This is a genomic window from Laceyella putida, from assembly GCF_042665195.1.
GTDB lineage: Bacteria > Bacillota > Bacilli > Thermoactinomycetales > Thermoactinomycetaceae > Laceyella > Laceyella putida.
In genome coordinates this window covers 135116-160495 of record NZ_JBHTBW010000006.1, presented here as the reverse complement: position 1 = coordinate 160495, position 25380 = coordinate 135116, and the positions used below count along the sequence as shown (strand labels likewise).

20 protein-coding genes, 1 pseudogene and 1 riboswitch are annotated in these 25380 nt (G+C 49.8%); of the genes and pseudogenes, 14 read left to right on the top strand and 7 right to left on the bottom strand.

From position 1 onward, the window contains the following. The first annotated feature begins 23 nt into the window (after positions 1-23). The 3 genes from ACFQNG_RS02475 to ACFQNG_RS02465 all read left to right on the top strand — a co-directional run bounded on the left by ACFQNG_RS02475 (position 24) and on the right by ACFQNG_RS02465 (position 4223). A complete protein-coding gene (locus ACFQNG_RS02475) occupies positions 24-1490 on the top strand; it encodes an oligosaccharide flippase family protein (RefSeq protein WP_379863242.1) in 1467 nt (488 codons plus the stop codon). A gap of 6 nt (positions 1491-1496) precedes the next feature. Continuing rightward, positions 1497-2885, top strand: a complete 1389-nt coding sequence (locus ACFQNG_RS02470; protein ID WP_379863241.1) for an O-antigen ligase family protein — start codon at positions 1497-1499, stop codon at positions 2883-2885. A 228-nt stretch (positions 2886-3113) separates the two neighbouring features. Next, positions 3114-4223: a glycosyltransferase family 4 protein gene (locus ACFQNG_RS02465; protein ID WP_379863239.1), complete on the top strand. Its 1110-nt coding sequence runs from the start codon at positions 3114-3116 to the stop codon at positions 4221-4223. A gap of 41 nt (positions 4224-4264) precedes the next feature. Here ACFQNG_RS02465 and ACFQNG_RS02460 read toward each other — a convergent pair whose 3' ends face one another. Then, the gene (locus ACFQNG_RS02460) at positions 4265-5173 is read right to left on the bottom strand and encodes an LCP family glycopolymer transferase (protein ID WP_379863238.1); all 909 of its coding nucleotides are present in this window, start codon (positions 5171-5173) and stop codon (positions 4265-4267) included. Between the two features lie 592 nt (positions 5174-5765). Between ACFQNG_RS02460 and ACFQNG_RS02455 the strand changes: the two genes are divergently transcribed. The 5 genes from ACFQNG_RS02455 (at position 5766) to ACFQNG_RS02435 (ending at position 10886) form a co-directional block, all read left to right on the top strand. After that, positions 5766-6704, top strand: coding sequence for an SDR family oxidoreductase (locus tag ACFQNG_RS02455; protein ID WP_379863237.1), 939 nt, complete (start codon positions 5766-5768; stop codon positions 6702-6704). A gap of 222 nt (positions 6705-6926) precedes the next feature. Next, positions 6927-7568 carry a sugar transferase gene (locus ACFQNG_RS02450; RefSeq protein WP_379863236.1) on the top strand — a complete coding sequence of 214 codons (642 nt, stop codon included), beginning with the start codon at positions 6927-6929 and terminating at the stop codon, positions 7566-7568. 567 nt (positions 7569-8135) lie between these two features. Then, a riboswitch (SAM riboswitch) is annotated at positions 8136-8245 on the top strand. A 90-nt stretch (positions 8246-8335) separates the two neighbouring features. Then, positions 8336-9295: a methionine ABC transporter ATP-binding protein gene (locus ACFQNG_RS02445; RefSeq protein WP_379863235.1), complete on the top strand. Its 960-nt coding sequence runs from the start codon at positions 8336-8338 to the stop codon at positions 9293-9295. After that, entirely contained in the window at positions 9289-9945 is a 657-nt protein-coding gene (locus ACFQNG_RS02440; RefSeq protein ID WP_379863234.1) for a methionine ABC transporter permease, read from the top strand. Before ACFQNG_RS02445 ends, ACFQNG_RS02440 begins: the two co-directional genes overlap by 7 nt. A gap of 149 nt (positions 9946-10094) precedes the next feature. After that, a complete protein-coding gene (locus ACFQNG_RS02435) occupies positions 10095-10886 on the top strand; it encodes a MetQ/NlpA family ABC transporter substrate-binding protein (RefSeq protein WP_379863470.1) in 792 nt (263 codons plus the stop codon). A gap of 147 nt (positions 10887-11033) precedes the next feature. Here the strand turns inward: ACFQNG_RS02435 and ACFQNG_RS02430 are convergent. The 5 genes and pseudogenes from ACFQNG_RS02430 to ACFQNG_RS02410 form a co-directional block, all read right to left on the bottom strand. Next, positions 11034-12144, bottom strand: a pseudogene (locus tag ACFQNG_RS02430) (MFS transporter); the annotation flags it as partial. Between the two features lie 362 nt (positions 12145-12506). Further along, positions 12507-13139: a YigZ family protein gene (locus ACFQNG_RS02425; protein ID WP_379863233.1), complete on the bottom strand. Its 633-nt coding sequence runs from the start codon at positions 13137-13139 to the stop codon at positions 12507-12509. 71 nt (positions 13140-13210) lie between these two features. After that, on the bottom strand, positions 13211-14266 hold the full coding sequence (locus tag ACFQNG_RS02420; protein WP_379863232.1) for an LCP family protein: 1056 nt from the start codon (positions 14264-14266) through the stop codon (positions 13211-13213). 188 nt (positions 14267-14454) lie between these two features. Then, entirely contained in the window at positions 14455-15492 is a 1038-nt protein-coding gene (locus ACFQNG_RS02415; RefSeq protein ID WP_379863231.1) for an LCP family protein, read from the bottom strand. 213 nt (positions 15493-15705) lie between these two features. Beyond that, a complete protein-coding gene (locus ACFQNG_RS02410) occupies positions 15706-16767 on the bottom strand; it encodes an LCP family protein (protein ID WP_379863230.1) in 1062 nt (353 codons plus the stop codon). Positions 16768-17118: 351 nt separating this feature from the next. Here ACFQNG_RS02410 and ACFQNG_RS02405 point away from each other — a divergent pair, with 351 nt between their 5' ends. Next, on the top strand, positions 17119-18714 hold the full coding sequence (locus tag ACFQNG_RS02405; RefSeq protein ID WP_379863229.1) for a S8 family peptidase: 1596 nt from the start codon (positions 17119-17121) through the stop codon (positions 18712-18714). A 270-nt stretch (positions 18715-18984) separates the two neighbouring features. Beyond that, positions 18985-20190, top strand: coding sequence for a methionine adenosyltransferase (gene metK / locus ACFQNG_RS02400; protein WP_379863228.1), 1206 nt, complete (start codon positions 18985-18987; stop codon positions 20188-20190). A gap of 45 nt (positions 20191-20235) precedes the next feature. Here the strand turns inward: metK and ACFQNG_RS02395 are convergent, their stop codons facing one another. Next, complete coding sequence (locus tag ACFQNG_RS02395) at positions 20236-21129, bottom strand: metallophosphoesterase (protein ID WP_379863227.1); 894 nt, start codon at positions 21127-21129, stop codon at positions 20236-20238. A 406-nt stretch (positions 21130-21535) separates the two neighbouring features. Between ACFQNG_RS02395 and ACFQNG_RS02390 the strand changes: the two genes are divergently transcribed. From ACFQNG_RS02390 to ACFQNG_RS02375, 4 genes are all read left to right on the top strand, one after another. After that, positions 21536-22279 carry a LuxR C-terminal-related transcriptional regulator gene (locus ACFQNG_RS02390; RefSeq protein ID WP_379863225.1) on the top strand — a complete coding sequence of 248 codons (744 nt, stop codon included), beginning with the start codon at positions 21536-21538 and terminating at the stop codon, positions 22277-22279. 70 nt (positions 22280-22349) lie between these two features. Further along, a complete protein-coding gene (locus tag ACFQNG_RS02385) occupies positions 22350-22778 on the top strand; it encodes a glycosyltransferase family 2 protein (RefSeq protein ID WP_379863224.1) in 429 nt (142 codons plus the stop codon). Between the two features lie 121 nt (positions 22779-22899). After that, positions 22900-24600, top strand: a complete 1701-nt coding sequence (locus ACFQNG_RS02380) for an ATP-dependent helicase ComFA (RefSeq protein WP_379863223.1) — start codon at positions 22900-22902, stop codon at positions 24598-24600. Further along, a complete protein-coding gene (locus tag ACFQNG_RS02375) occupies positions 24597-25325 on the top strand; it encodes a ComF family protein (protein WP_379863222.1) in 729 nt (242 codons plus the stop codon). Before ACFQNG_RS02380 ends, ACFQNG_RS02375 begins: the two co-directional genes overlap by 4 nt. Positions 25326-25380: the final 55 nt, after the last annotated feature.

The following is a 25380-nucleotide window of genomic DNA, read 5'->3' as shown; positions in this document are numbered from 1 at the left end:
CACCGGTTAGTAGGTGTGGGATGATGAAACAGTATATCAAGCGACTCTTTTCTGATTCCGCCGCGTTTGCCGTTGCGACTATGGGGAACAAGCTGGTCTCTGCCATGCTTGTCCCCTTTTATATCAAATACCTCAATGATCAACAGTTGGCGGATTGGGGCCAAACGAACACCTTTACGCTCATACTGACATATCTCTGCATTTTGGGAACAGATGCGGCCATGGCGTTTTATTATTTCGATGCCAAATCAGAACAGGAGCGTAAAACGTATTTAACCAATGCGGTCTTTTTTAGTGCGGCCATGTGTTTATTGTTTACCATTTTCGCCTATTTCTTCGGCGCACCCTTGGCGGATGTGGTTTATGATAACAGTAGGGATTACACGTATTTACTGGCTGTTGCTTTCTTGGCAACGGTTGGGGCGATCATAATCCAACATTTGCTGGGATATGCTCGTTACAGCCGACGGGTTTGGTTATTCAATATTTTTAGTATGGCATATGTTATCGGTTCCAATCTAATCAGTCTTTATTTTGTGATCGTGCATAAGACTGGTGTGATGGGGATTTTTTATGGACAGCTGGTCGGTCAGATGGCTGTAGCTGTATTACTTCTCATTATATTCCGCAAAGAGCTCGTATTTAAATTCTCCAAAAAACACTTATCTGATCTGATCAAGTACGGTGCCCCTCTATTGCCCACGCTCATGGCGTTTTGGGCAATGAGTTCCATTTCGAGACCGATGCTATATCATATGTCTTCTGTCAATGACGCGGCGATTTATGAGGCCATGATGCGTTTGGCAAGCATTATCTTGCTCGTCACTTCCCCGTTTCAACTGGCGTGGCGCCCGTTTTCCATGTCGATCAAAGATAGGGAAGACGCGCCGCAACTCTACGGATTGGTGGGGCGGATTTTGCTTGTGGCTGGTACAGTGGCAGTCATGTTGCTCGCTTTTTTCATGGAACCGATCTATCGTTTGTTCACGGTTGGCGAGAAAGGACTTGCCAGTGGTTACCTCTATGTTTGGGCCCTCTCATTGGGTACACTATTAAATGTCTTGCATACCGTTTTTGGTGTGGGACTATTAATCAAGAAGAAGACGAAAATCATCTCGCGCGGATTCATGATCGCGGCGGTCGTCTATGTGGTGGGCTGTCTCCTGTTGATCCCCTTGTTCCGGATCTGGGGTGCGGTCAGCATGACCGTCGTGGCCTACTTAATCGTGATCATCTGGGTCTATGTACAAAACCAAAAAGAGTATCCCGTTGATTTCCGTTTCCGTGCGATGTTAATATATTTGGCGATTTTCCTTGTCGCGATGGTCGGCGTGACATGGGTGCAGGTCGAGCAGTTGCCAAACGCATGGGTGTATTACTTATTGGCGCTTGGCGTCACAGTGGCTGCCGTCTTTGCGACCCGACTGTTTTCGATTCGTTCATTACAGCAAATCGGCCGCAGATTGCCTAAATTAGGTGGGAAAGGGTGAGAAATGGTGAGTGAACTGTTGTTTCCGAGACAAAAGCGGTTAGATACCCTCTTCTACTTCATGATTGCTTTTGCGCTCTTGGGACCAACGCTGGGGATTCCGTTGACAGAAGGCTTTAACTTAACTTTCTTCCGTGTGGCGTACGTGTTGCTCGTCGGTGGGATCATTCTGCGCCTGGTGATGCAGAAGAACCTGGAAACGTCGTACATGTATCCCGTGCGTTACTATGCGGCATTTTTCGTTTTCTGGTTTGTGTATGGACTCATCTCCCTGTCGTGGGTGATGAGCATGGGGGCGGCGTTGAAGTATTTGTTCTATATGGCGTTCATGTTGCCGCTCACGCTGTCGTTCCCCTTCTTCCTGCAAACGGAAGAGAAACTGTGGAAAGCGAAGCGGGTGCTGTTTTGGGTGTTTGCGGCGATTATCTTTTTTGCCGTGTTTGAATCGATCACGCTGATTCACCTCCCTTCTTCACGGTTCTTTAAGACCACATCAGCTTCTGTAACGTCAGTGTTTACAAACCAAAATGACTTGGCTACCTGCATCACGCTGGGATTGCCTTTTTTGGCTACCGCTTTATTCATGCTGAATCTGCAAAAGAAGCACAAATGGTTTCTCTATATCACGGGGGTATTGACAATCTATGTGTTGATCGCCACCGGTTCCCGCAGCAACACGGCGTTTGCGTTGCCGCTCGCTTCCCTGGCGTTGATTGTGGGCTTGCCATTCGTGGTGGAACGGGCGAAATTAACCAAGAAAAACTTGGCGAAAGCCTTGATTGCGATTGTGGTTGCGGTGATCTTGGCCAACGCCTTAAGCACCGTTTTCTTGTCTGAAGAAGCTCGCCAATCGGCGAAAAACAAATTGGCCAGCACGCTCGGATTTTTGCAAGATTTCCAAAATGCCTCTTGGCACATGGATGAGGGAGATACGGGAATTGAAAAAGGGGAAACGGGCGAAAGCGCCGGTGTGCGCAAATGGTTGCTGATCAACGGCTTTAAGTTCTTGCAACAGAGCCATTACATGGGGATCGGCGCGGGGAATGTCGAGCCGTGGATGGAGAAGTACGGCGTAAAGGTGAACAAAGTCAACCTGCACAACTGGTGGGGCGAGATTCTGGTCAACTTTGGTGTCCTGATCTTCGTGCTCTACATGTCGCTCTACTTCTGGATGTTGTGGCGCCTGTGGAAATTGGCCAGCTTGAAGCATTCGCCAGCCTTAAGCCCGATTTTGCGTTGGGCGGCGTATTCCACGATGGCCGCATTGACCGGATACTTTTTCGGCGGCATGGCGCCAAGTACCGTGATTCACTTCACACCGATGTGGATCACTTACGGTTTGGCCCTGGCCGTGATCGCCATCGGAGAAACGCAAAAGAAATTGGAAGCGGAGTAATAAATGGTACCAGGAAGATGCCTTTCATATGGAAAGGCATCTTTTTTGTTTGAATAAGGGACTTCTGCAAAAAATACATTTCATTGACAGTTATTTTCGCCGAAAGTGACGAACTGAGTAAAAGATCGCTGATAACATATCCATTCCGACCGTTTTTTTGTAGTATGTTACTATGAATAACAACGCATGGGTTCGCAGGATTGATGGAGATGAAAGGAGTACCTTTTAGTGGCAGCAAAAGTAATGATTTTCAGTTCGGTTCATCCATACGACGATTCGCGTATTTACCATAAACAAGCCAAATCCCTCGCGGCGGAGGGGTATAATGTGGAACTGCATGCCGTGGCCGACTTTGATGAGAAGGTGGAACACGGGGTGCGCATCGTTGGCGTCAAGCGCATGAATAAGAAGTGGAAGCGGCTCATGAACGGCTGGGTGTTGTATCGACGGGCGCTGAAGAGCGGCGCCGACATTTTTCACTTCCATGATCCGGAGCTGTTGCCCTGGGGCGCGCTCATCGCTTGGCGGACGGGATGCCCGGTGATTTATGATTCGCATGAGGATCTGCCGAAACAGATTCATACGAAACCGTGGATTCCGGCCAACATCCGCGGTCCTTTGTCCAAGCTGGTGCACAAGGTGGAGAAGGGATTGGCCAAGAAACTGGCTGCGGTCGTCACGGCGACAGAGTCGATTGCGCGCCAGTTTGCGAGCGCAAAGCGAGTCGAGGTAATCAAAAACTACCCCTTGCCCATGCCCGCGGTGGAGAAAACCGAAGATGAGGGAAACAAGATTCTCTATGTGGGCGGAGTCTCATACTTGCGCGGTTACCGTGAAATGATTCAAATGATGGATCACATTCCGGCTGAGTTGAATGCGGAGTTGCACATCATCGGCCCGCTGCAACACATCCGGCCAGAGGACCGGGAGGAAGCCACGCTCAAAGACAAACGGGTCCATCTGCATGGGCGCGTGCCGTTTGAAGAAGTGAAACAGTGGTTGGGCAAAGGCAAAGTGGGCTTGGTCTGCTTGCATCCGGTGGAGAATTATCGGGAATCGCTCCCGATCAAGATGTTTGAATATATGGCGGCGGGCTTGCCGCTGATCGCGACGGACTTTCCGATGTGGCGCGAGATTGTGGAGAAAAGCGGATGCGGCTTCACCGCCGATGCGTTAAATCCACAAGACATGGCGGAGAAGGTGACGCGCATCTTAACGGACGAATCTTTGCGCAAGCGGATGAGCGAAGATGGCCGCAAGGCGCATGAAGAAGTGTATAATTGGCATGTGGAGGAGCGGAAGTTGCTGGCGCTCTACGCGGGATTGTTGGCCAAATAAGAGAAAGGAATCCCCCGTCCATGGGACGGGGGATTCCTTTTTTACCGCTCACCGGGGCTCCAATCGAGCTGCCGGGCCAGCTGTTGATGAACGCGCATTTTCTCATTCTCATCTACTTTATAATAATACACGCCATCGATCAGGGTGTTTTTCCCTTTGATGCTCACAGAGCGGATCTGTTCATCCGGCAAATTGGCATAAAGCCGTTGCAATTGGAAGAGTTGAACCGGAGAGATGTCTGTTTTGATGTTGCCGCCCAGCTGTTCCAAGATGTTGGCGAGATTGGTGAGAGAATGGAGTGTGGTTCCTTTATGGATAATCCCGCGGATCAACTCCTGTTGCCGTTTCATCCTTCCAAAGTCGCCGCTGGGATCATTTTTGCGCATCCGGGCGAAGGCAAGAGCCTGATCCCCATTCACATGCATTTTCCCTTTTTTAAATAGGTACCCGTTGTAATGGAATGTAAAAGGCACGTCCACCTCGATGCCGCCCAATTCATTAACGATCTCCTTCAGGCCCTGCATATTCACTTTCACATATCCGTCAATGGGAATTTGGAGAAAATGTTCCACCGTTTTCCGCGTCAATTCAATCCCACCGTAGGCGTAACTGTGGTTGATTTTATCCCGCCCCAGCCTCCCGGGGATCTTGACCAACGTATCGCGGGGAATGTTGGTCAGCACCACGCTTTTCCGCCCTGGGTTCGTCGTCGCCACGATGATGGAATCGGAGCGGCCCCGATCTCCCTGGCGCTCATCCACACCCAAAAACAACAGGGCGACCGGGTCTTTCGCAATATCGACCGGCTCCGAACGCAAAGCCGATTTTGATAATTTGGGCGGTTCATACAGCCGTTTCGCCGCCGACCAGATGTGATAGCCGTAATAACCGATGGCCAGCATCATGGCAAGGATAAAGGTGGAGAGCAAGCGCAGCAACCATCGTTTCACGTTCATTTCTCCTCTTTTCCAACAATTGGTATGTTCACCATTATATAATGTTCCGTACCTTTGTTCAAATATTCCTCAATTTTGTCCAAGGCTTGTCGTCCCAGAAGAAAATGATGAGTGATCATTGGCCGAAGTTGGGGAAAATGTGGCAAGAAGCGGGATGGACACTCCATGATGCGGATTTTCCGGACTTCCGAGTTCGGAACGGCCATCCAGTTGCTACCTTTGCTTCTTCCATCTTCTGTTGGTAAGATAATCTAGAGGTTATTTCAAAAGGAGTGGATGGCGGGAAACCTTTTCCCGGGAGACGCCTCGTCACGGGTTTTGCGAAAGGGAAAAAGGTTTTGGAGCTTCAATCTCTTCTCAGTTGCTTAAAAATCGATTTGAAATGGCTTCCAGAAGAACCAGACCTACATAGAGTCTATTCAGGATAGCCCTAGAGGAGGAAGATTTTTGCCGGTACCCTGTGGGTGAAAGCTTCGTTACTGGGAGCTATTTCCTACTGAGGCGACCATGGAACGCAGACTCAAAAAATCGACTCCAGGGCCACTTTGTCAGCAAACTTAGTCTACTCAAGAGAGGGGTCCATCCGATGAAAGTGTTAGTGACAGGGGGAGCTGGATTTATCGGCTCTCATATCGTTGATCAGTTGATTGCGCGTGGCGATCAAGTTGTGATTGTGGATAATCTTTCTTCCGGAAAAGAGAATCAAGTAAACGCAGAAGCCGTTTTTTATAACGTGGATATCACAAGCGCGGATTTGCATGCCGTATTGGAACAAGAGCGGCCGGAAGTCGTCATTCACCAAGCGGCCCAAATCCATGTGAATACATCTGTGGAAAATCCGGCCCTCGATGCCAAGATCAACATTTTGGGTTCCATCAATCTGCTGGAGGGGTGCCGCAAAGCGGGGGTGAAGAAGGTGGTTTACGCTTCATCGGCCGCGGTGTACGGAACGCCGGCTTATCTGCCCGTCGATGAAAAGCATCCGATTGGCCCATTGTCCGGTTACGGCATCTCCAAGTATACTGTGGAGCACTATCTGTCGGTTTATCATCATCTGTATGGGTTGAAATACACGATTTTGCGTTATGCCAACGTATATGGGTTGCGCCAGGATCCACGCGGCGAGGGGGGCGTGATCTCCATCTTTATCGATAAGGTGCTGAAGCGCGAGCCGCTCACCATCTTTGGCGATGGGGAACAAACGCGCGACTACATCTACGTGGAGGATATCGCGCGGGCCAACATCAACGCGATCGAGAAGGGGGACGGCGAAGTGCTGAATGTGGGAACGGGCGTAAGCACTTCGCTCAATGAAGTGATTCGCCTCTTTGATGACATATCCGGAGTGAAACATGAGGTGAATTATGGTCCAGACCGGGCGGGCGATATTAAGCACAGTTACTTCAACAACGAAAAAGTGTGCCGTGTGCTCGCTTGGGAACCAAAGGTAAGTTTGGCGGAAGGATTACGCAAAACCTACGAATATTACCAAGATGAATATCGTAAAATGGACAAAGAACAGTAAACAATAAGGAAGAAGCCGCAATACCCCATGCATAAAAATGAGGCCGCGGGGATCTCATTTTTCACAATTCGGCTATTGTCAATGCAGAAAGATTACAGTATACTTGGTTACAGTAATCGGTTTGAAACATTGCTGTAATGTTACTGTCATTTTTGTAAAGTTAGTTGATAGCTGAAAAATAATTGTGATTTCGATACCATATACAGCAGGAGTGGATTGCGGATGAGTTCAAAAATGGCCTACGAGAGCAATTCGCGCGCATTCTCTGGAAAAGCTCAAACAACCTCTTTCTATTTGGTGTTTAAGCGTGCATTTGAAATTCTTTTCTCCATCGGGTTGTTGCTCTTTACCCTACCAGTGCTGATCTTGACGGCAATTGCGATCAAATTGGAATCGCCGGGTCCAATCTTCTATAAACAGGAGCGGGTTGGCTTAAACGGCAAAACGTTTAACATCATCAAGTTGCGTTCGATGCGCACCGATGCAGAAAAAAATGGACCGCAGTGGGCAGCCAAAAATGATCCGCGCGTGACTCGCGTAGGTCAGTTTATCCGCAAAACCCGGATTGATGAACTGCCGCAGTTGATCAATATCCTGCGCGGAGACATGAGCCTGATTGGCCCGCGTCCGGAACGTCCGATGTTCACCGAGCAATTTGACAAGGAGATTCCCGGATTCAAAAAGCGCCTGATGGTGAAACCCGGGTTGACCGGTTGGGCGCAAGTGAACGGCGGTTATGAAGCAACCCCTGCTGAGAAGTTGGAACTGGACATGGAATATATCAGAAATCAATCGTTTAAGATGGATTTGCAGATTCTGTTTAAAACGGTTTGGATCGTGATTTCCGGAAATGGAGCTCGCTAATGCAGAAACGGGTGGCCTTTGCTTTTCGACGGCAAAAGTCACCCGTTTTTTATACAAATGAGCTTATCGCTCCCAAAGTCAGCTCAGATTCCATTGCGATTAGGTGCACCAACGACGTGGTTTCATTAGAAAATCAGCTTAAGGGCGAAGTAAAAGAGAAGCCACAACGGGACACTTAAACATGAAGCGTTTAACACTCCGATCCAAAACGATTTTCCGACAACCGTGTATTCCATGTTGGGCACCTCCATCGGTTCAAATTGAGGATGTATCCTTATTATACGCCAGCGCCAGGGGTTTTAGTGGGAAGTGATCGTTTTGTTATCTAAATGTAATCTCGTGGTAAAAATGTGATAAATATGTGAAGCGAAGGGGGTGGTTTGTAACAAAGGTGACCGTTACTGCTCTCCAAAGCAGGGTACCGATGGTCGCAAACCCGCCAAGCCATGCCATCGGCACTTTTAAAATATACCAATTGTAAATATTTATTGACATAGTTGGTTTTTATATGTTAATTTATATCTCGATAGTTGTTTTGAAATGTTATTAACTGAATAAAGCAACATTCTCTTATCGAGAGAGGGGTAGGGAACAGGCCCGATGAACCCTCGGCAACCATCTGATCTGACAACAGAAAGGTGCCAAGTCCTGCAGAGATTCGTTCTGGCAGATGAGAGAAAGGTGTGTCCGATAAAGACGTATCCCTTCTTAGCCATCTTCAGAGCCGAAGGGATTTTTTATTTCTCTAAAAAAGGTGGTGAATCCCGATGATTCAGATTGAAAAGGTAAGCAAAACATATCCGGCGCGTGACAAGGGCCCGGCCGTGACGGCACTGGATGGTGTGACACTGACGGTTGACCGGGGCGACATCTTCGGCATTGTTGGATATAGCGGAGCTGGTAAATCGACACTGCTGCGTTTGATCAATGGGCTGGAATCACCGACAACCGGCAAGGTCGTGGTGGATGGGAAGGAAATTTCCAATCTGGCGGAAAGGGAATTGCGCAAGGCGAGGTTGAAGATCGGCATGATTTTTCAACATTTTCATTTGCTCTGGTCGCGGACGGTACGGGAAAATGTGGCGTTTCCGCTGGAGATTGCCGGGGTGCCAAAAGAAGAGATTCGCCAGCGTGTGGACGAGCTGTTGCAAAGAGTGGGATTGGCCGAACGGGCCGAGGCATATCCGTCCCAGTTGAGCGGGGGGCAAAAGCAACGGGTCGGGATCGCCCGGGCTTTAGCCAATCAACCCGATATCCTGTTGTGCGATGAAGCCACATCGGCACTCGATCCGGAGACGACCGCTTCCATCTTGCAGTTGCTGAAGGAAATCCATCGCGAGATGGGGATTACCCTGGTGTTGATTACACACGAGATGAGTGTGGTGCGCCAGATTTGCAATAAGATGGCGGTAATGGAAAATGGCCAAGTGGTGGAATCGGGAACGGTTGAGGCCATCTTTAGCCAACCGAAGCATTCGCTGACAAAAAAGTTTGTTCAAGAGCTGTTTGCGGAGACGGATGATGCGTCAGGCGAGATCATTGAGCTAAATCCGAGTGAAGTGGTCAAGTTGGGGAAACTGGCCAGAGAGCAAGGGATTCACTTTAGCATCATCAGTGGAGCGATTACAGGGGCTCAGGATGACCGTGTGCGCGTCAAAGTGGTCGGCACGGCGGAACAGGTTCAAGCTGTGCGAAACCAGCTCAGTGGAGGTGAGGCCCCATGTTGACCAGCATCGATTGGAATCAAGTGTGGCAAGCAACCGGTGAAACGCTATACATGGTGGGCATATCCACACTATTTACGGCACTCTTGGGCATCCCGCTCGGCGTGTTGCTCACCATCACGGACCGGGGTTATTTTTGGGAAAGTGTTTGGGTGCAACGAATTTTGGGAACGATTGTGAACATATTCCGCGCGGTACCGTTTATTGTCCTCGTACTCTTCTTATTCCCGGTCGCGGAATTCTTGGTGGGCACCACGCTTGGGCCTACCGCGGCAACCGTTCCTTTGATTGCCGGCGCGGCACCTTTTTACGCCAGGATGGTGGAGACCGCCTTGCGCGAGATTGACCGTGGGGTGATTGAAGCGGCCCAGGCGATGGGAGCTTCCCGCTTCAACATTGTATGGAAAGTATTGTTGCCGGAAGCGTTGCCGGCCATTGTCTCCGGTTTGACGGTAACCTGCGTGTCCCTGATCAGTTTTTCGGCGATGGCCGGGATCGTGGGCGGCGGCGGATTGGGTGACGCGGCCTTCCGCTACGGTTTCCAATCGTTTAACGATGGGATGTTGTATGTGTGTGGTTTGGTGCTGATCGTCATGGTGCAGATCATCCAAATGCTTGGCGATTGGTTGGTCCGTCGGTTAGACAAACGATAAAGGGCATTGGAAAGGGATTTATCAGCGGTTCAACCGCTTGGGAAGGGAACGCTTGCAGCGGGTCTCCTGAGCGGTTCGCTGTAAAATCACCTAATCCAATCAAATTATTTTGAAATGGATGCAAAATAAAGGAGGAAATCTAGGTGAAAATAAAAAAATGGATCGCGGCTGGTTTGGTCGCGTTGGTCGCCGCGGTTGGCGTGGGTTGCGGCCAAAAAGAAGAGTCGGCAGTATTGACGGTTGGGGCATCACCAGTACCTCATGAAGAGATTCTCAAGTTTGTGCAGCCTGAACTGGAAAAGCAAGGGGTTGAATTGAAAATCCAAGCGTTCCAAGATTATGTATTGCCAAACAAAAGCGTGGAAGAAGGCCAAATTGACGCCAACTTCTTCCAACATGTTCCATGGATGGAAGCAACCAATAAAGAAAAAGGCTATCATTTGGTGAAAGTGGTGGGTGTGCACATCGAACCGATGGGCGCTTACTCCCGCAAAATCAAAAGCGTAAGCGAACTGAAAAACGGGGCCACTGTCGCCCTGCCGAACGCAACCAGCGAAATCACCCGGGTCTTGCTTCTGTTGGATCAAAACAAGCTGATCAAGCTGGACAATCGTGTAGGGGATAAAACGCTGAAAAACATCAAAGAAAATCCCAAAAACCTGCAATTTAAGCTGTTGGAATCAGCAACTTTGCCCCGCATGCTGGATCAAGTGGACATCGCTGTGATCAATACCAACTATGCCTTGCAAGCGAAGTTGAATCCGCTCAAGGATGCGCTGTTCATTGAGGACAAAGAGTCTCCATACGTGAACGTGTTGGCCGTGAAAAAAGGGAAAGAAAACGATCCGCGCATTCAAAAGTTGGCCAAAGCACTCACTTCCCCAAAAGTGAAAGACTTCATCAACAAAAAATATAACGGAGCCGTCGTGCCCGCATTCTAATGCAGAAGAGCCACACATCGCGATATGAGTCGGTGTGTGGCTCTTTGTTAATAAAAAACGAGTCCCAAGAGGGGACCCATTTCTTGTTCATGATGCGGCTTATCCAGCAGGGTGTGGTTTCTTTACGCCGTCGGGTTTCGCTTTGTCGACCGAGAAGGTTGGACCAAGTCCAATCCCGACCAGAATCATGTAGATGGTTAACATATATTTAGGAGTCTCTGTCGTCAGGGTACCCAGCAGGAATACTCCCACGACGAAAATGAGCAGCGCACCGGAAACAATACTGCGATAATTGGTTTTCGTTGATAAAAAACCGCCAGCTTGCGCGCCCACAACTGTTCCGAGCATCATGGGCAATAGAATCAAGCCAGAGTTAGTGGCTGTTCCACCCGTTACCCCTTGCACGAACAGAGGGATATACATGGTAGCGGCGATAAAGGCGGCCCCAGAGAAAATCCCCACAGCCGTACTGGTGGAGAACAGACGGACTTTAAACATCTGGAATGAGATGATGGGCTCTTGTGCTTTTGCTTCCGCAATGAAGAACAGGATAGTGAACAGGACGAACCCGGCAAATAAGCCCAGGATGACACCCGAATCCCAATCGTATTTATTTCCGCCCAGCTCAAGGGCGAACATAAGGCAAACTACAGCTGGCACCAGGGTAAATACCCCTGCCCAGTCGATCTTTTGTCTGGTGTGCTCAAGTGACTCTTTATAGCTGAAAATGATGAATGCCAGTGCGATGGTCCCCAGTGGCAAATTAATGTAGAAAATCCAACGCCAATCAAGATTATCGGTGATATAGGCGCCAAGCAACGGACCAAACAAACTGGAGAGGCCGAAGATCGCTCCAAATATCCCCGACATTTTCCCTCTTTTTTCCGGTGGGAAAATATCGAAAAGGATGGTGAAGGCGATGGGTACCAACGCTCCGCCACCCATTCCCTGGATGGCGCGGTAAATGCTCAATTGCACAATATTTTGCGCCGTTCCGCACAAAATCGAACCGAGCAAAAACAAAGCGAGTCCAAATATGAAAAACCGTTTCCGTCCGTACATGTCAGATAACTTTCCAAAAATCGGCATGCCTGCCATCTCAGTGACCATGTATGCGGAAGTAACCCATACAAATTGTTCGAGTCCCCCGAGATCGGCGACAATGGTTGCCGACAACCGTGTTGTCGATCGAAGCGATAAATATTCCCAGCGAAAGGCCGATAAGCACAAGGTTTAAATTGCTTTTCTTCGCGGTCATCCGAAAACCCCCTTCTGTGTTTCGGCATGATGCCGTTCAGGATGTGCTCTCTTTTTTCTTGCGTGTTTCAGTTTTTCGGACCGCTCATCATCCGCCTTTATTCTGTCTCCTCTTTCACTCTGCTGATCTCTTCCTCCACCCACCCAAGATCTGCTGTCAAAATCCGCTTGTTCCGTTCCAGCCCAAATTCAGCGAGCCTCGTACGGGACTCGCTGAAGAGAAGGGTTATTCGTCTGCTACTCACTTCAGTTTTGGGCTGGACAGAAATCCATAAAAGCGGGAAAAGGCAATCATCCCAAATCTGGAGAGGAAATCTTCCATTACGGACAACGATTGTAGAGGTTCTCCCCATGCGTGCACGTCTATTTATGGGGAACATCTTTATATTCGGCTGGCCCCAGGGTTATTTGCGCTTGGCCGTGGGTCCAGTTGGTCACTTGTTCAATCAGCGATTGTTCTTCACCGAGGGGTGTCCATACGGCCCAACTCACTTTGTCTGTAAACTGTGGTGTCTCCAACAAGTACCCCGTGCGATGCAATTCATGTTCCATTTTGCCCATAAAGGAATAGTCGAACGTGATCAGCACTTGTTGGTGCATCATGCGCTTGACGATTCCAGCCGCTTCAATCGCCGCCGCCGCGCCCTGGCTGTAAGCCCGCACTAGCCCGCCCGCTCCCAACTTGATTCCTCCGAAATAACGAGTGACGACGACCGCCGTGTAAAGGCATTGTTTTGCGTGAATCACTTCCAAGATGGGTCGGCCCGCCGTTCCCGCCGGTTCCCCATCATCAGATGATTTTTGCAGTGTTTCTGTCACGAGATAGGCGTAACAGTTATGTGTCGCATCCCAATGCCGTTTGGAGATTTCCTGCACAAATTGGCTGGCTTCCGCTTCTGATTCAACGTGTTTGGCCCGGCAAATGAAACGGGACTTTTGGATGATGATTTCAGTTTCTCCATAGGGAGCAATGGTAAGATAGCTGGTTTGTTTCATCATTTCACACCTTTCACCCCTATTATAGGGAAATGGGTGGAGAGGCAAAAGAAAAAAGCGATGGCTGAGTGTCATTGGCCATCGCTTTTTTCTGGCGATCTAGCGGGTGCGGAATCCGCTTCGTTCCCATTGGCTTTGTCGATCATAACATCTTGCGGCTTGTACTCCAATTGCTGATGCAGAATCCGGCTGATCCGCTCAATCTCCTCGTCCGGGATGATGACGACCCAACCGGACCGCTTGTACATTTTGGGATAAGCTTCAAATGTGATCGTTTCTATTTTTTCCTTGGGAATTTCTTGATACGTCTTGATCAGAGACGGGATCTCTTGAAATTGAAAGCTGTGATCAAAGTTGCCGCCCAACGCGTTCGTTATTTTGTTGAATTTGGTTACGCCATCGATGCCCGTCATTTTGTCGATCAGCTGGGAGATCACCTCCCGTTGCCGCTCATTGCGGGCAAAGTCCCCTTCAGCAAATGCTTTGCGGTTACGCACATAAGCCAATGCTTCTGATCCGTTGAGGTGGTGCCGGCCCGGTTCAAACGTGATCATCTCACCGCCGATGGCCTGTTGTGTAAAGCGCTGTTTCACATTCACATCTACCCCGCCCAAGGCATCGACAAGGTTTTCAAACCCTTGGAAGTTGACTTGGGCGTAGTAATCGATGGGGACATGGAAAATGTTTTCTATTGTTTGTCTGATGTTTTCTACTTCGCCGACACCGGTTATCCGTCCATACATGGCGGCGGCGTTAATTTTTGTTCTGACATCTGTATTGGCGATCTTCACATAAGTGTCACGCGGAATGCTCAATAGTTTGATGGTATTCGTTTTGGGATTGACAGCAGCCAAAATCAAGACATCGGGACGCCAATTGTTGGGATCGGTACTGCGCTGGTCGGTGCCGATCAGCAAGACGGTGAAGGGGTCTTTTTCTTCGATGACGATCCTTTCCGCCCGCCACGTGGATTTTTTCAAAGGTTTGCTGCTGTGGGCGAAGGCGCCCCACAGCTGGGTGCTAAAGTAGCTCCCGACGCCCGCGATGATAAGAAAGATCATGATGACAAAGCGCCAAATCCAGCGCCTGCGTTTGGTGGGGGATGGAGCTTGTTTATCTTTTCGCATCGTTTGATCCTCACTTAAGATGATTGAGTAAAGGATACTCCTTCTGTTTAGTATTAAAATTTTACATTGAAACATGCAGAAGTGTTCCTAAATGATTTATACTAAAATAGAAGAAACTATCCATAATTATATTGGTGTTTTATTTGCACATGAGACGGCCCGATGAAAGAACTTTGACGTTCTTGTGATTAATTTGTTGCATTGGACTGAGGGACATCATCCGTCTTGTCTATCAGATTCTCATTTGGCGTGTATTCCAGTTGTTGCTGGAGAATTTTCCGAATCCGGTCCTTTTCCGCTTGGGGGATCTGCAGCATATCCGCTTTACCGACCTTAATATCCACCACTTTCACTTGAATGCTTTGGACATTTTCTTTGGGGATGTCCTGATAAACTTTGACTAAAGCAGGGATTTCATCGACTTGGAAACCGTGTTGGAAGTTTTTGCCGAGGGTTTCGGTGATCTCGGAGAATTTTCCGATGTTGTCGAAGCGGACCATTTTGTTAAGAAGCAGGCCGACCACTTCTTGTTGCCGTTCATTGCGGGCAAAATCCCCCCCTGCAACCCCTTTGCGTTTGCGCACGTAGGCGAGTGTCTGTTTCCCATTCAGGTGCATGGGTCCTGGCTGAAAATAGGCTCTTCCTCCACCGATCATCGCTTGGGAGAAAGATTGTTTCACCGTGACGTCAACTCCGCCCAAGGAATCAACGATACCTTCAAACCCTTGGAAGTTAATCATGGCGTAGTAATCAACAGGGACATGGAGCAGATTTTGCACCACTTCACGCGTATTTTCCACCACGCCCACCCCGGACTGTCTCCCGTAATGCGGGGCCGCATTGATCCGTGTTTTAACCCCGCCGGAGTTGGGGATCGTCACATAGGTATCCCGGGGAATGCTGATCAGCTTGGCTGATTTTGTTTTGGGATTGATTGCGGCCAACATAAGGACATCGGATCGAAAATCATTTGGATTCGTTGTGCGCTGGTCTGTGCCAATCAATAAGACCGTAAAAGGGTCCTCCTTGATTTTCACTTCCTCTTCACGCAACTTGGATTGGTCAAGGCGATGGCTGCTGTCAGCCAGAGCGCCCCATAATTGCGACCCGAAATATAACCCGCATCCCAAGACCAACAGCGTAAATAATAAACACAAGCGTTTAAGCCCTTTTTTGCGCCGCTTTTTCTTTACGCGATCAATACGGTTCCGATCCACTTTTTCCATGATGAAATCCTCTCTTTGTGAGATTTACCGATGGTGCTGGTTTGTTATAGTGTGGTAGATATAGACGGAATATTAATTAAAATATGGTTGCGGTGAATGCTTCTGCTTTATATATTCGTAAAATTCCTTTGTTTTTTGGTTTGTAAACCTGATTCGTCTATTTACTGGCCCCTTTGCATATGGATGAATAAAGAAAAGGGAGTGATGGCTTCCCTAGTTGCCATCGCTCCCGCTGTTATCCGCTGTGCTGCTCCCATCACTATTCACTTGTTTCAATTGATCTTCTTTTGGCTTGTACTCCAGTTGTTGTTGCAATATTTTGCGAATCCGCTGTTTCTCTTCTTCGGAGATGCGCAACACTGCACCGACGCCTGGAATTTTGTCGTCATATACTTTTATTTGTATGGTTTCGATATTCTGTTTCGGAATCCCTTGGTAAACTTTCACAAGTGCTGGAAAATCCATCACTTCAAAGCTATATTCAAAGTTCTTGCCCACGGCTTTGGATACCTCGCTGAACTTGGTCACGCCTTGGAAGCTGGCCATTTTGTCAATCAGTTGGGAGACGACTTCCCGTTGCCGTTCGTTGCGTCCTAAGTCTCCCCGCGGATCCTCGTGTCGTTCACGCACATAGGCCAAGGCCTTTTTTCCATTTAAGGTGTAGGTATTTCCAGGGTAGAACTTGGCGTAGCCTCCACCGATCATCGCTTGGGTGAATTTGAACTTCGGAGTCACTTGAATGCCGCCCAACGCATCCACAATATCCTCAAAACCTTGGAAGTTGATGCGCGCATAGTAGTCGACCGGAACATGGAGCAATTCTTCCAGTGTCTTGCGAACATTTTCCACATCACCAACGCCAGATTGGCGTCCATAGTAAGCGGCCGCATTTATTTTCGTCTTCACGCCACCGGAGTTTGGAATGGTGATATAGGTATCACGCGGAACGCTCACCACTTTGACCGTTTTGGTCTTTGGATTGACTGCGGCCAGAATCATGACGTCAGCCCGCCAATCGTTGGGACGTGTTGTCCGCTGGTCCGTTCCCAAAAGCAACACGGTAAATGGGTCATTCTTAATCTCGACTTCTTTTTCACGGAGATCCGATTTTTTGAGATCCTTGTTGCTATTGGCAAAAACGCCCCAAATCTGTGAGCCGAAGTACAACCCGAACCCTAATACGAGTAAGGTGACGATGGTAGTGATGCGGAATACCCATTTTTTGCGCCGTTTTTGTTTTACGCGGTCAATTCGACTGTCTCTTACTTTTTGCATTTAAATCCCCACTTGCCGATTGTTTTTGTGACCTCTCCCGTCTTTTATCATAACGATAAATGAAGTTATGTTTATAAAGCTTACTATCATGTCCGATATAAATCTATTCAATTCAAAAAATAATAATGAAAGATGGTTACAACTAATTATTCTATCGGATTTATTCGACATATTCCACCTTATTTCGTGTGGCGTTTTTGAAAATAATAGGACTTTTTGGTGAGAGTGATGACATTTGTTCGTTTGCTGGTTGGATCCATTTTTTCGCTAATTTTGGTTATTGGTTGCGTATCGTCAAGCGGATCGGAACGGAATCGAATGCAAGCTGAAGAGAAAAGGACACTTTCTGTATTGAAAGAACAGGGGACCTTTGAGCCGGCATTTCTCCAGCAAATTAAGGCGCCACAGGCATGGCAATCGTTTATCTGGCAAAGTGGCCGTTTGCGATTGCCGGAGATTCGGGTGGCCGTGGTTGATACGGGTGTGGATTTGTCGAACCCCCAGTTGCAACCGTATTTAGTGCCTGGGGCCAATGTCAGATTTCCCGATGAACCCCCCCTTGACCGGATGGGACATGGCACCAAAGTGGCGGGAGTCATCGCTTCCGTATGGGGGGCGTTTACGCGGAAAGTTCCCATTGGGCAAGGCAAGATCATGCCGATCAAAGTCATGGAAGATGGAAGTGATGGACACATCAACGCCACGAGCGCGGGCATGCGTGAAGCCATGAAACGCAAGGCGCGGATTATCGTGTTGGCGCAAGGGAGCTGGCGCCAACACCAAGTCTTGGCTGATGTGGTTGCGGAGGCGGAGCGGAGAGGCGTGCTCGTCGTCGCGGCGGTGGGAAATGCCAAGTACGATGAACAAGGGCGGTTGCTGTTTGACCACCCGCTTTATTTTCCGGCGGCTTACCCCACGGTGTTGGCTGTTGGCGCCACGACTCAGAGAGGGCAACATGAACCGTCATCCAACTGGGGGCCGGGATTGGATCTGGTTGCCCCAGGCGAAGCGATTCGATTGCCTTTTATGAATGATCTGCTCATGCAAAATGGAACCTCTTTCGCCGCTCCCCAGGTGGCTGCGGTTGCGGCCTTGGTGTGGCAGTTGCATCCCGACTACACACCAGCTGAATTAAGGCAACATCTGATGCAGACAACGCAATCTCCCTCTCAAAAATGGCGGTGGGATGAGCAGATGGGATATGGGCAGTTGGACGCTTACCAAGCGGTGCGCTCATCATTGAAGCCGGATCCGCATGAACCGAATGACAGCATGGCCGAGGCCTCGCCCATCACCAGCGATTTGGAAGTGGCCGGGGAAGGGAAACGCGGAGATCCGGATGTTTACGAACAAAAAATCGACCAACAGGGATGGCTGGAGCTCCAGGTGACGGTTGAAAGATCCTCCCCCCCACTTTTGATGGTGGTGAGAGATGGACAAGGCCGCATGTTCAAGCAAGAGTGGATTCGCCGCAAGGGAAAAGTGAACCTACCTGTGGGGCCAGGCAAGGTCTCAATCGAAATGGAAGGGAGCGATCGGCGTTCCACCTTCTACCGATTAATCAGCCATGTCCGGATTGGGGCAGATGCAATGGAGCCAAACAATGAAGCGATCCATTCCACTCCCTTGAAAGTGAAACCGGGAATTAAAATCATCGAAGGAACCATGGACCATGAAAAGGATCAGGATTGGGTTGAGTTGTGGATCGCGGAACCGGGCGAATTGAATGTGAAGGTGCAACCGATGACGCCGCGTTTCGATCCTGTGCTGTTGCACCCTTTAAAAGGGCTTGTTCCCATTTCATCGGATCAGGGAGCGGAAGGGGAGAGCGAGGAGGTTCACACCAAGGTGGGGCCTGGAAAATATCGGATGTGCATTCGGGACTATGATGGCAACGTGGCCGATCAACCATACCAATTGGTGATTCAATATGCGCCGGGGAAGTAGCGTCGTTCCCCGCCATCCCCTTATTCCCGCTCATGAGAGCGCAACGAAAAGCGTTCATTAACCATCGCGCGGCAAGATTTAAAAATAGATCATTGTTGTAATTGCGATCCCTTTAGGTTATTCTATTGATGATGTAGAACTCGTCTCCTTACTTTTTAGATGAGGGCTTATTTGAACATTTCTCGAGGATTTAGCCAAAAGGAGAACATTAGAACCTTTCCTCGATGGAAAGGGTTTTTTATTTTGCGGATTACGTAAGGGGGAAAACCAATGGCTGAGAAAAAGCGTAGCTTATTCACCTCTGAGTCGGTTACCGTTGGTCATCCGGATAAAATCTGTGACCAAATTTCCGACTCCATTCTTGATGCGATCTTGGAAAAGGATCCGAATGCCCGGGTAGCATGTGAAACATCCGTAACGACCGGTCTGGTATTGGTGGCGGGTGAAATCTCCACGACTTGCTATGTGGATATTCCAAAATTGGTTCGTCAAACGATCCGCGATATTGGTTATACCCGCGCGAAATACGGGTTTGATGCGGACACTTGTGCGGTGTTGACCTCGATCGATGAGCAATCCCCTGATATTGCGCAGGGAGTAGACCAAGCGTTGGAAAAACGTGAAGGGTCCATGACCGAAGATGAAATCGAAGCGATCGGTGCCGGTGACCAAGGTCTGATGTTCGGCTTTGCTTGCAACGAAACGGCTGAGCTCATGCCGCTTCCCATCTCGTTGGCGCACAAGCTTGCTCGTCGCCTGCATGAAGTTCGTGTGGATGGCACCTTGCCATACCTCCGCCCGGACGGAAAAACCCAAGTGACAGTGGAATATGAAGGTGACAAGCCTGTACGCATTGACACCATTGTGGTTTCGACGCAACATGCCGAAGAGATCACTTTGGAGCAAATCCAGCAAGATATCCAAACCCATGTGATCACCCCGATTGTACCAGCGGACATGATGGATGGAACCACCAAATTCTTCATCAACCCAACAGGCCGCTTCGTCATCGGTGGCCCTCAAGGGGATGCCGGTTTGACGGGCCGCAAAATCATTGTAGACACCTATGGCGGCTACGCGCGTCACGGCGGTGGCGCATTCTCCGGCAAAGACCCGACCAAAGTGGACCGTTCTGGTGCGTACGCGGCCCGCTATGTGGCGAAAAACATCGTGGCGGCCGGCTTGGCTGACAAATGTGAAGTGCAACTGGCGTACGCGATTGGCGTGGCTCGTCCTGTATCCATTCGCGTCGAAACCTTTGGCACCGGCAAGTTAAGCGAAGACCAACTGGTTGAACTTGTGCAAAAACACTTTGACCTACGTCCGGCCGGCATTATCCGCCAACTGGATCTCCGCCGTCCAATTTACCGCCAAACCGCGGCATATGGCCACTTTGGGCGCACCGATGTCGACTTGCCATGGGAGCGCACGGATAAAGCGGAAGCATTGAAAGCAGATGCGGAGGCCGTTTTGTAATAAGAAGTTGGAATCAAGCAAAAAAGCCTGATGTCCATATGGACATCAGGCTTTTTTGCTTGACGATTCCCTGCGCAATTCCAGTACCGTGATCTCCGGGCGGCAGAGAAAGCGGAAGGGGAGGATGGTGGTGCCGAGTCCGCGGTTAGTGTAGAGGGTAAACCGTTCGTTCAGTGAATAGAGCCCTGCCGGGTATCGTTTTCCGCCTTCAGGTATAGCGAGTGCGCCCAAGAACGGCAGGCGGATTTGACCGCCGTGGCTGTGGCCAGAAAGTTGCAGGTCGATGGGGGCCGAATGGTGCAGAACCGCCATATCGGGTTCGTGGGCCAGACAGAGGTGATACACCTCCGTCGTCGATGGCAGTTGGGACAGCACCGCAGCCAGATCGGGCTGACCATTCAGCAGGTCATCCAAACCGGAGACATAGAGGGTTCCTTTTCCTCTGGTCAGCGGATGGACTTGGTTAACCAGTACGTGAAACCCGCCATGGGTCAGAGCCTCCTTGACCAAGGCCACATCTCCCCAATAATCGTGATTCCCCAAGGTGGCGAATTTGCCCAACGGTGGGGCGAGTCGCCGGAAGAGGCGTGCTACTTCCTTGGCCTCCACCTGAGATAGGTGCCGGTCGATCAGATCACCGGTAAAGCAGAGCAGATCGGGCTGGAATGTTTGGATCTGCCGTATGACGGTTTCCAGGCGATCAAGGTCGAAGTAATGACCGAGATGAATGTCGCTTATCTGAACGATGCGGATGCCGTCAAAGGCGGCGGGCACACGTGGGGAGCTGATCGTGTGGTGGATGGTCTCAATCCAGTTCCGTTCAAGCAAGCCCGCATAGAGCGGGGGGCCGAGGCAGAGGGCGGCAAGGGACAGTTTGAGAAATTGCCGGCGGTTGAATCGTGGTTCCGCCTGTTTGGCAGAGGGTTGGGTTGGTGGCAAAGCATGTGTCACTCCTATGATTTAAAATAGTTGAGTACCGGAGCCAAAATTGAACGAATACCTGACGGAAGGGATGGGTGGACGCTCGGAATCATCACGTCTAGATTAAAGGTACTATGGGATGCAGAGGAGGGGCAACCATAAAGGATAGAGCCCGCTTTTGGGTAAATGCCGTTTTATCTTGTTCCATCTTTTGGTAAATATATTGTCAAAATTTTATAACCAAATAGATTGGTTGATTGGGGCCGCAAGTTAGCTCTATTTTCTTTGCAAGTGGAATATCAAGTATTTTCATCCGTTTTTACCTTTGTTTGTTTATTTACATGGTTCTTTGGTAGTTTCTAGTTTCATTTTTTCATGGTAAAATTTAAATTAGATTGAATATTGCGAGAAGGGAGTGACCCCTTTGCTAGAGAGGAAGCCACAGACTGGACTTGGCGGCGCGAATCGCTCCGAGAGTGAAGTGTCCTTGCCGATCCGCGTGTTCATCGCAGATGCTGATGCGGAATACCGCAAGATGTTGAAGCAAGCGGTGGAAAATGAGAAGGATATGGTACTGGTCGGAGAATGCGCGGAAGGCTATGATGTCCCCTTAATCTGTGGCACCACGGCACCGCATCTCGTGGTGCTTGATTTGTATCTGCCCAGGGTCGATGGGGTAGAAACGACATATCGTCTAAGTCAAATGGCTCCTCACACCAAAGTCCTTGTTTTATCTGATCGCGCAGATCCTTATGCGCTGGAAACGATTCGCTCAGGGGCATCAGGATATCTGTTGAAAGATCTGAAGATGAATTCCTTGATTGAAGCAATGCGCATCATCGCCCATGGAGGCGTTTACATCCACCCGATCATCATGGGACGGTTAGTGAGTGAGTTGCGTCGCCTAAGCCGGATGGAAGGGGCGATGTATTACCATTATGCTTCACTTCCTCCGCTCTCATGGCAAGAAGTGCTGACATATAGAGAAATGGAAGTTTTAAGGCTGATGGCTCAGGGAAAAAATAATCGAGCGATCAGTGAACATTTGTATATTAGTGAAAAAACGGTAAAAAACCACGTCAGCAATATTCTTTACAAATTAAATGTACAGGATCGTACGCAAGCTGTATTGCTTGCGCTGAAGTATGGGTGGGTCCAGTTGATTTAGCCCAATCGCAGATATGTACACAGTCCCTGCCTTTCTCACATAGAATGATAAGAAGAGGAGGGGCGATGCGATGGAACAATGGGTTCTATGGAGTGCGGCCCTTTGTTTCGCTGTCGTTTTTTTGGTGAAGACGATTCCCCATTTTTACGGCAACGCTTATCATAACAAGGCCGTTCATCTTGTGATTATCACGGAAAACAGTCAGCAAGCGGTTGAGTGGATGATTCGCTCGTATCACGGCTGGAAGGGTGCCAAAGGCAAACCGGGCAAGGTGACCTGCATTGATACGGGCTCCACCGACGACACCAAGGCGATCCTCGAAAGGTTAAAACACCGTTTTCCTCATTTAGAAGTCTTGCATATTGACACGGAACAGCATACGGATGATGCCATAGCCAATTGGTTAAAAGGGCAAGAGCAAGGCAAAGAGAAGCTGGTCGTGCTTGATTTGCGGGAAATGGAAACGACCGGCGAAAAATCGAAGCGGTTTTTGGCATGAAGATCAAGGGGATATACAAGGGTAGCAGGCCGAATCGGGCCTGTTTTTTTATTTTTCATAAAGGAAATGGTGATTTTTTTGTAAAAAATGGTAAATGATATCGGTGCGAAGGAGGGATCGGGTGGAGATTGCCCTGTATCAAGTGGATGGAATGGAAGCCTGGCAGATGAGCATGGCCCCTGAAGTGGATTCCCGATATTGGCGGGAGAAAAACCGGCAGATTGCCTGGTTGGGCGTCACGCGTTCCATCGGGCTGGCTTTGCAGGCGGTCCGCAAGCGACGCGTACCCGCCCGTGCAAGGGACGAGTCGTTCCAACCGCCGGCGTTGGCTGACGGGGCGTGGGCGGAGACAAGACGAGCAGGCCAAACATGGATGCCGCTCTTGGCGGGCAGGGCCTTGTTGTTGGAAGAAGTGGAAGCACTGCTCACCAAGCATGGATCAGTGCATCCGTCGCGTATGCTTTTGCGTGGGTTGCAATGGTTGGTGCTGGAGGGCTTTTGCCGTCTCCATCCAGGGGTGGATAGTGCGCGGCCTGCTTGGCATTGGCGGTGTCAGCGATGCGGCACGAAAGGTGGCTCGTTAGTGGAGCGGAAGTGCGTTCGTTGCCAGGAGCGCTGTGTGGTTTGCGAAACCTGCTTACTCATGGGACGGTCCCAAACTTGTACGCCCTTCTTCCTGTTTACGGGCAAGAGTGTGCCAAACAAGAGTGCAACGGTTGCCGCGCCATGGACTGAACAACCGGTCATGGCGCCGTCCACACTGACGGATGCGCAACAGCGGGCTGTGGCGGAGTTGAACAGGCAGTTGGGCCTTACCGCCAAACAGATTCTCTTTTGGGCGGTGACGGGTGCGGGAAAGACGGAGATGATGTTTCCCTTGATGATTGAAGCGCTCAGGGAAGGGAAAAGAGTGGCTTGGGTGACACCCAGGAAAGATGTTGTGCATGAGCTGACGCCGCGGATCAAACAGGCCTTGGGATCGGCTCGTGTTCTCGCTTTATACGGAGGATCGGCTGACACTTGGCTCACAGGGGAAGTGGTGGTCGCCACGGCACACCAACTGTGGCGTTATGCGCGCGCGTTTCAGTTGATGATCATTGATGAAGTGGATGCGTTTCCACTGTATGGGCAAGCGGCGCTGGAACAAGGGTTGGACCGGGCCCTGTCCGCGGACGGCAAACAGATTCTCTTAACGGCCACACCTCCAACCGGTTGGCAAAGCTTGGCGAAGCAAGGATGCCTTCCGTGCGTCACCTTACCTGTTCGTTATCACGGGTATCCCCTGCCTGAGCCACAACTGTTTATGGAGTGGGGATTATGGCGCAAGCTGAAACGAAACCGACCGATTGCTGTCTTGGAACGGTTTTTGCGTCAAGTGGAGGCGAGTTCAGGCCAAGCGATGTTGTTTGTTCCGCGAGTGCAAGATGTAAGGATTGTGACCGATTGGTTAAAGGCAAATGTGTCTTTGTCGGAGGAGATGGCCGGAGTTTATGCCGGACAAGCCAACCGGGCCGAGGAAGTGGAGCTGTTCAGGAAGGGAGAGCGGAAGTGGTTGGTCACGACGACCATATTGGAACGGGGAGTTACCGTGCCGCGTGCGCATGTCATCGTGTTGGGTGCGGATCATCCCGTATTTGACCGGTCCAGTTTGTTGCAAATCGCGGGTCGAGTGGGCAGGCGGGCCGATTACCAAGCAGGAGAGGTGTGGTTTGTGGCGGAGGAACGGACAGAAGCACAAATTCAGACACAAAAAGAGATCAAACAACTAAATCATTGGGCGGCAAAAGAAGGATTTCTTCAAAAAGAGGCGTATACACATTGAAGGAGTGGTGGTCGTTTCTGTTTCCGCCCCCAACAACCTGTTGGTTTTGCAATGCACCGGTGCAGGCCAATTTATTCGCTCCTCCTGTGAAGCGGCTTTGTCCGGTTTGCCAGGAAGCGGTGCAACCGATCGGGGAACCGGTCTGTTGTGTGTGTGGACGCAATGATTTTGAGGAGACATCGACGGGTGTCTGTTTTGATTGCGTTCGGATACATGAAGAGGAGAGGGTGGTGAATCGAAGTCCCGTTGCTTATACGGAGCAAGTGAAGGAGTGGATGCTGCTCTTCAAATATCGCGGCAAAGAAAGCTTGGCGGTACCAATGGGGCAGTGGATGGCAGATGTGGTGCGAGCGCATTACGCCAGGGAAAACATTTCACTCATCACTTTTGTTCCTCTTCATGGGGAGCGGTTGCTTCAGCGAGGATTCAATCAAGCGGAGAAGCTGGCGGACGAGGTGGGCCGGCGCCTGGGTTTGCCTGTGCGATCTTTGCTTGTGCGAAGCAGGGCGACAGCTTATCAGAGCAAACGGTCACGAAAGGAGCGGCTGTTGGCGCTTCAAGGCAGTGTGATTCTCGCGGAAGGAGATTGGAAAAAACAAGTGGAAAATCAGGTTATTCTCATCGTTGATGATGTATATACAACGGGGACAACCATTAGAGAGTGTGCGAAGCCGTTGCGGCAGGCCGGAGCAAAAAAGGTCTGTTCCGTAACTTTTGCCAGATAAAAGAGGTATAGAAACGATCAAACTCGTCAACACCTTAAGATAGGCATTATCATAG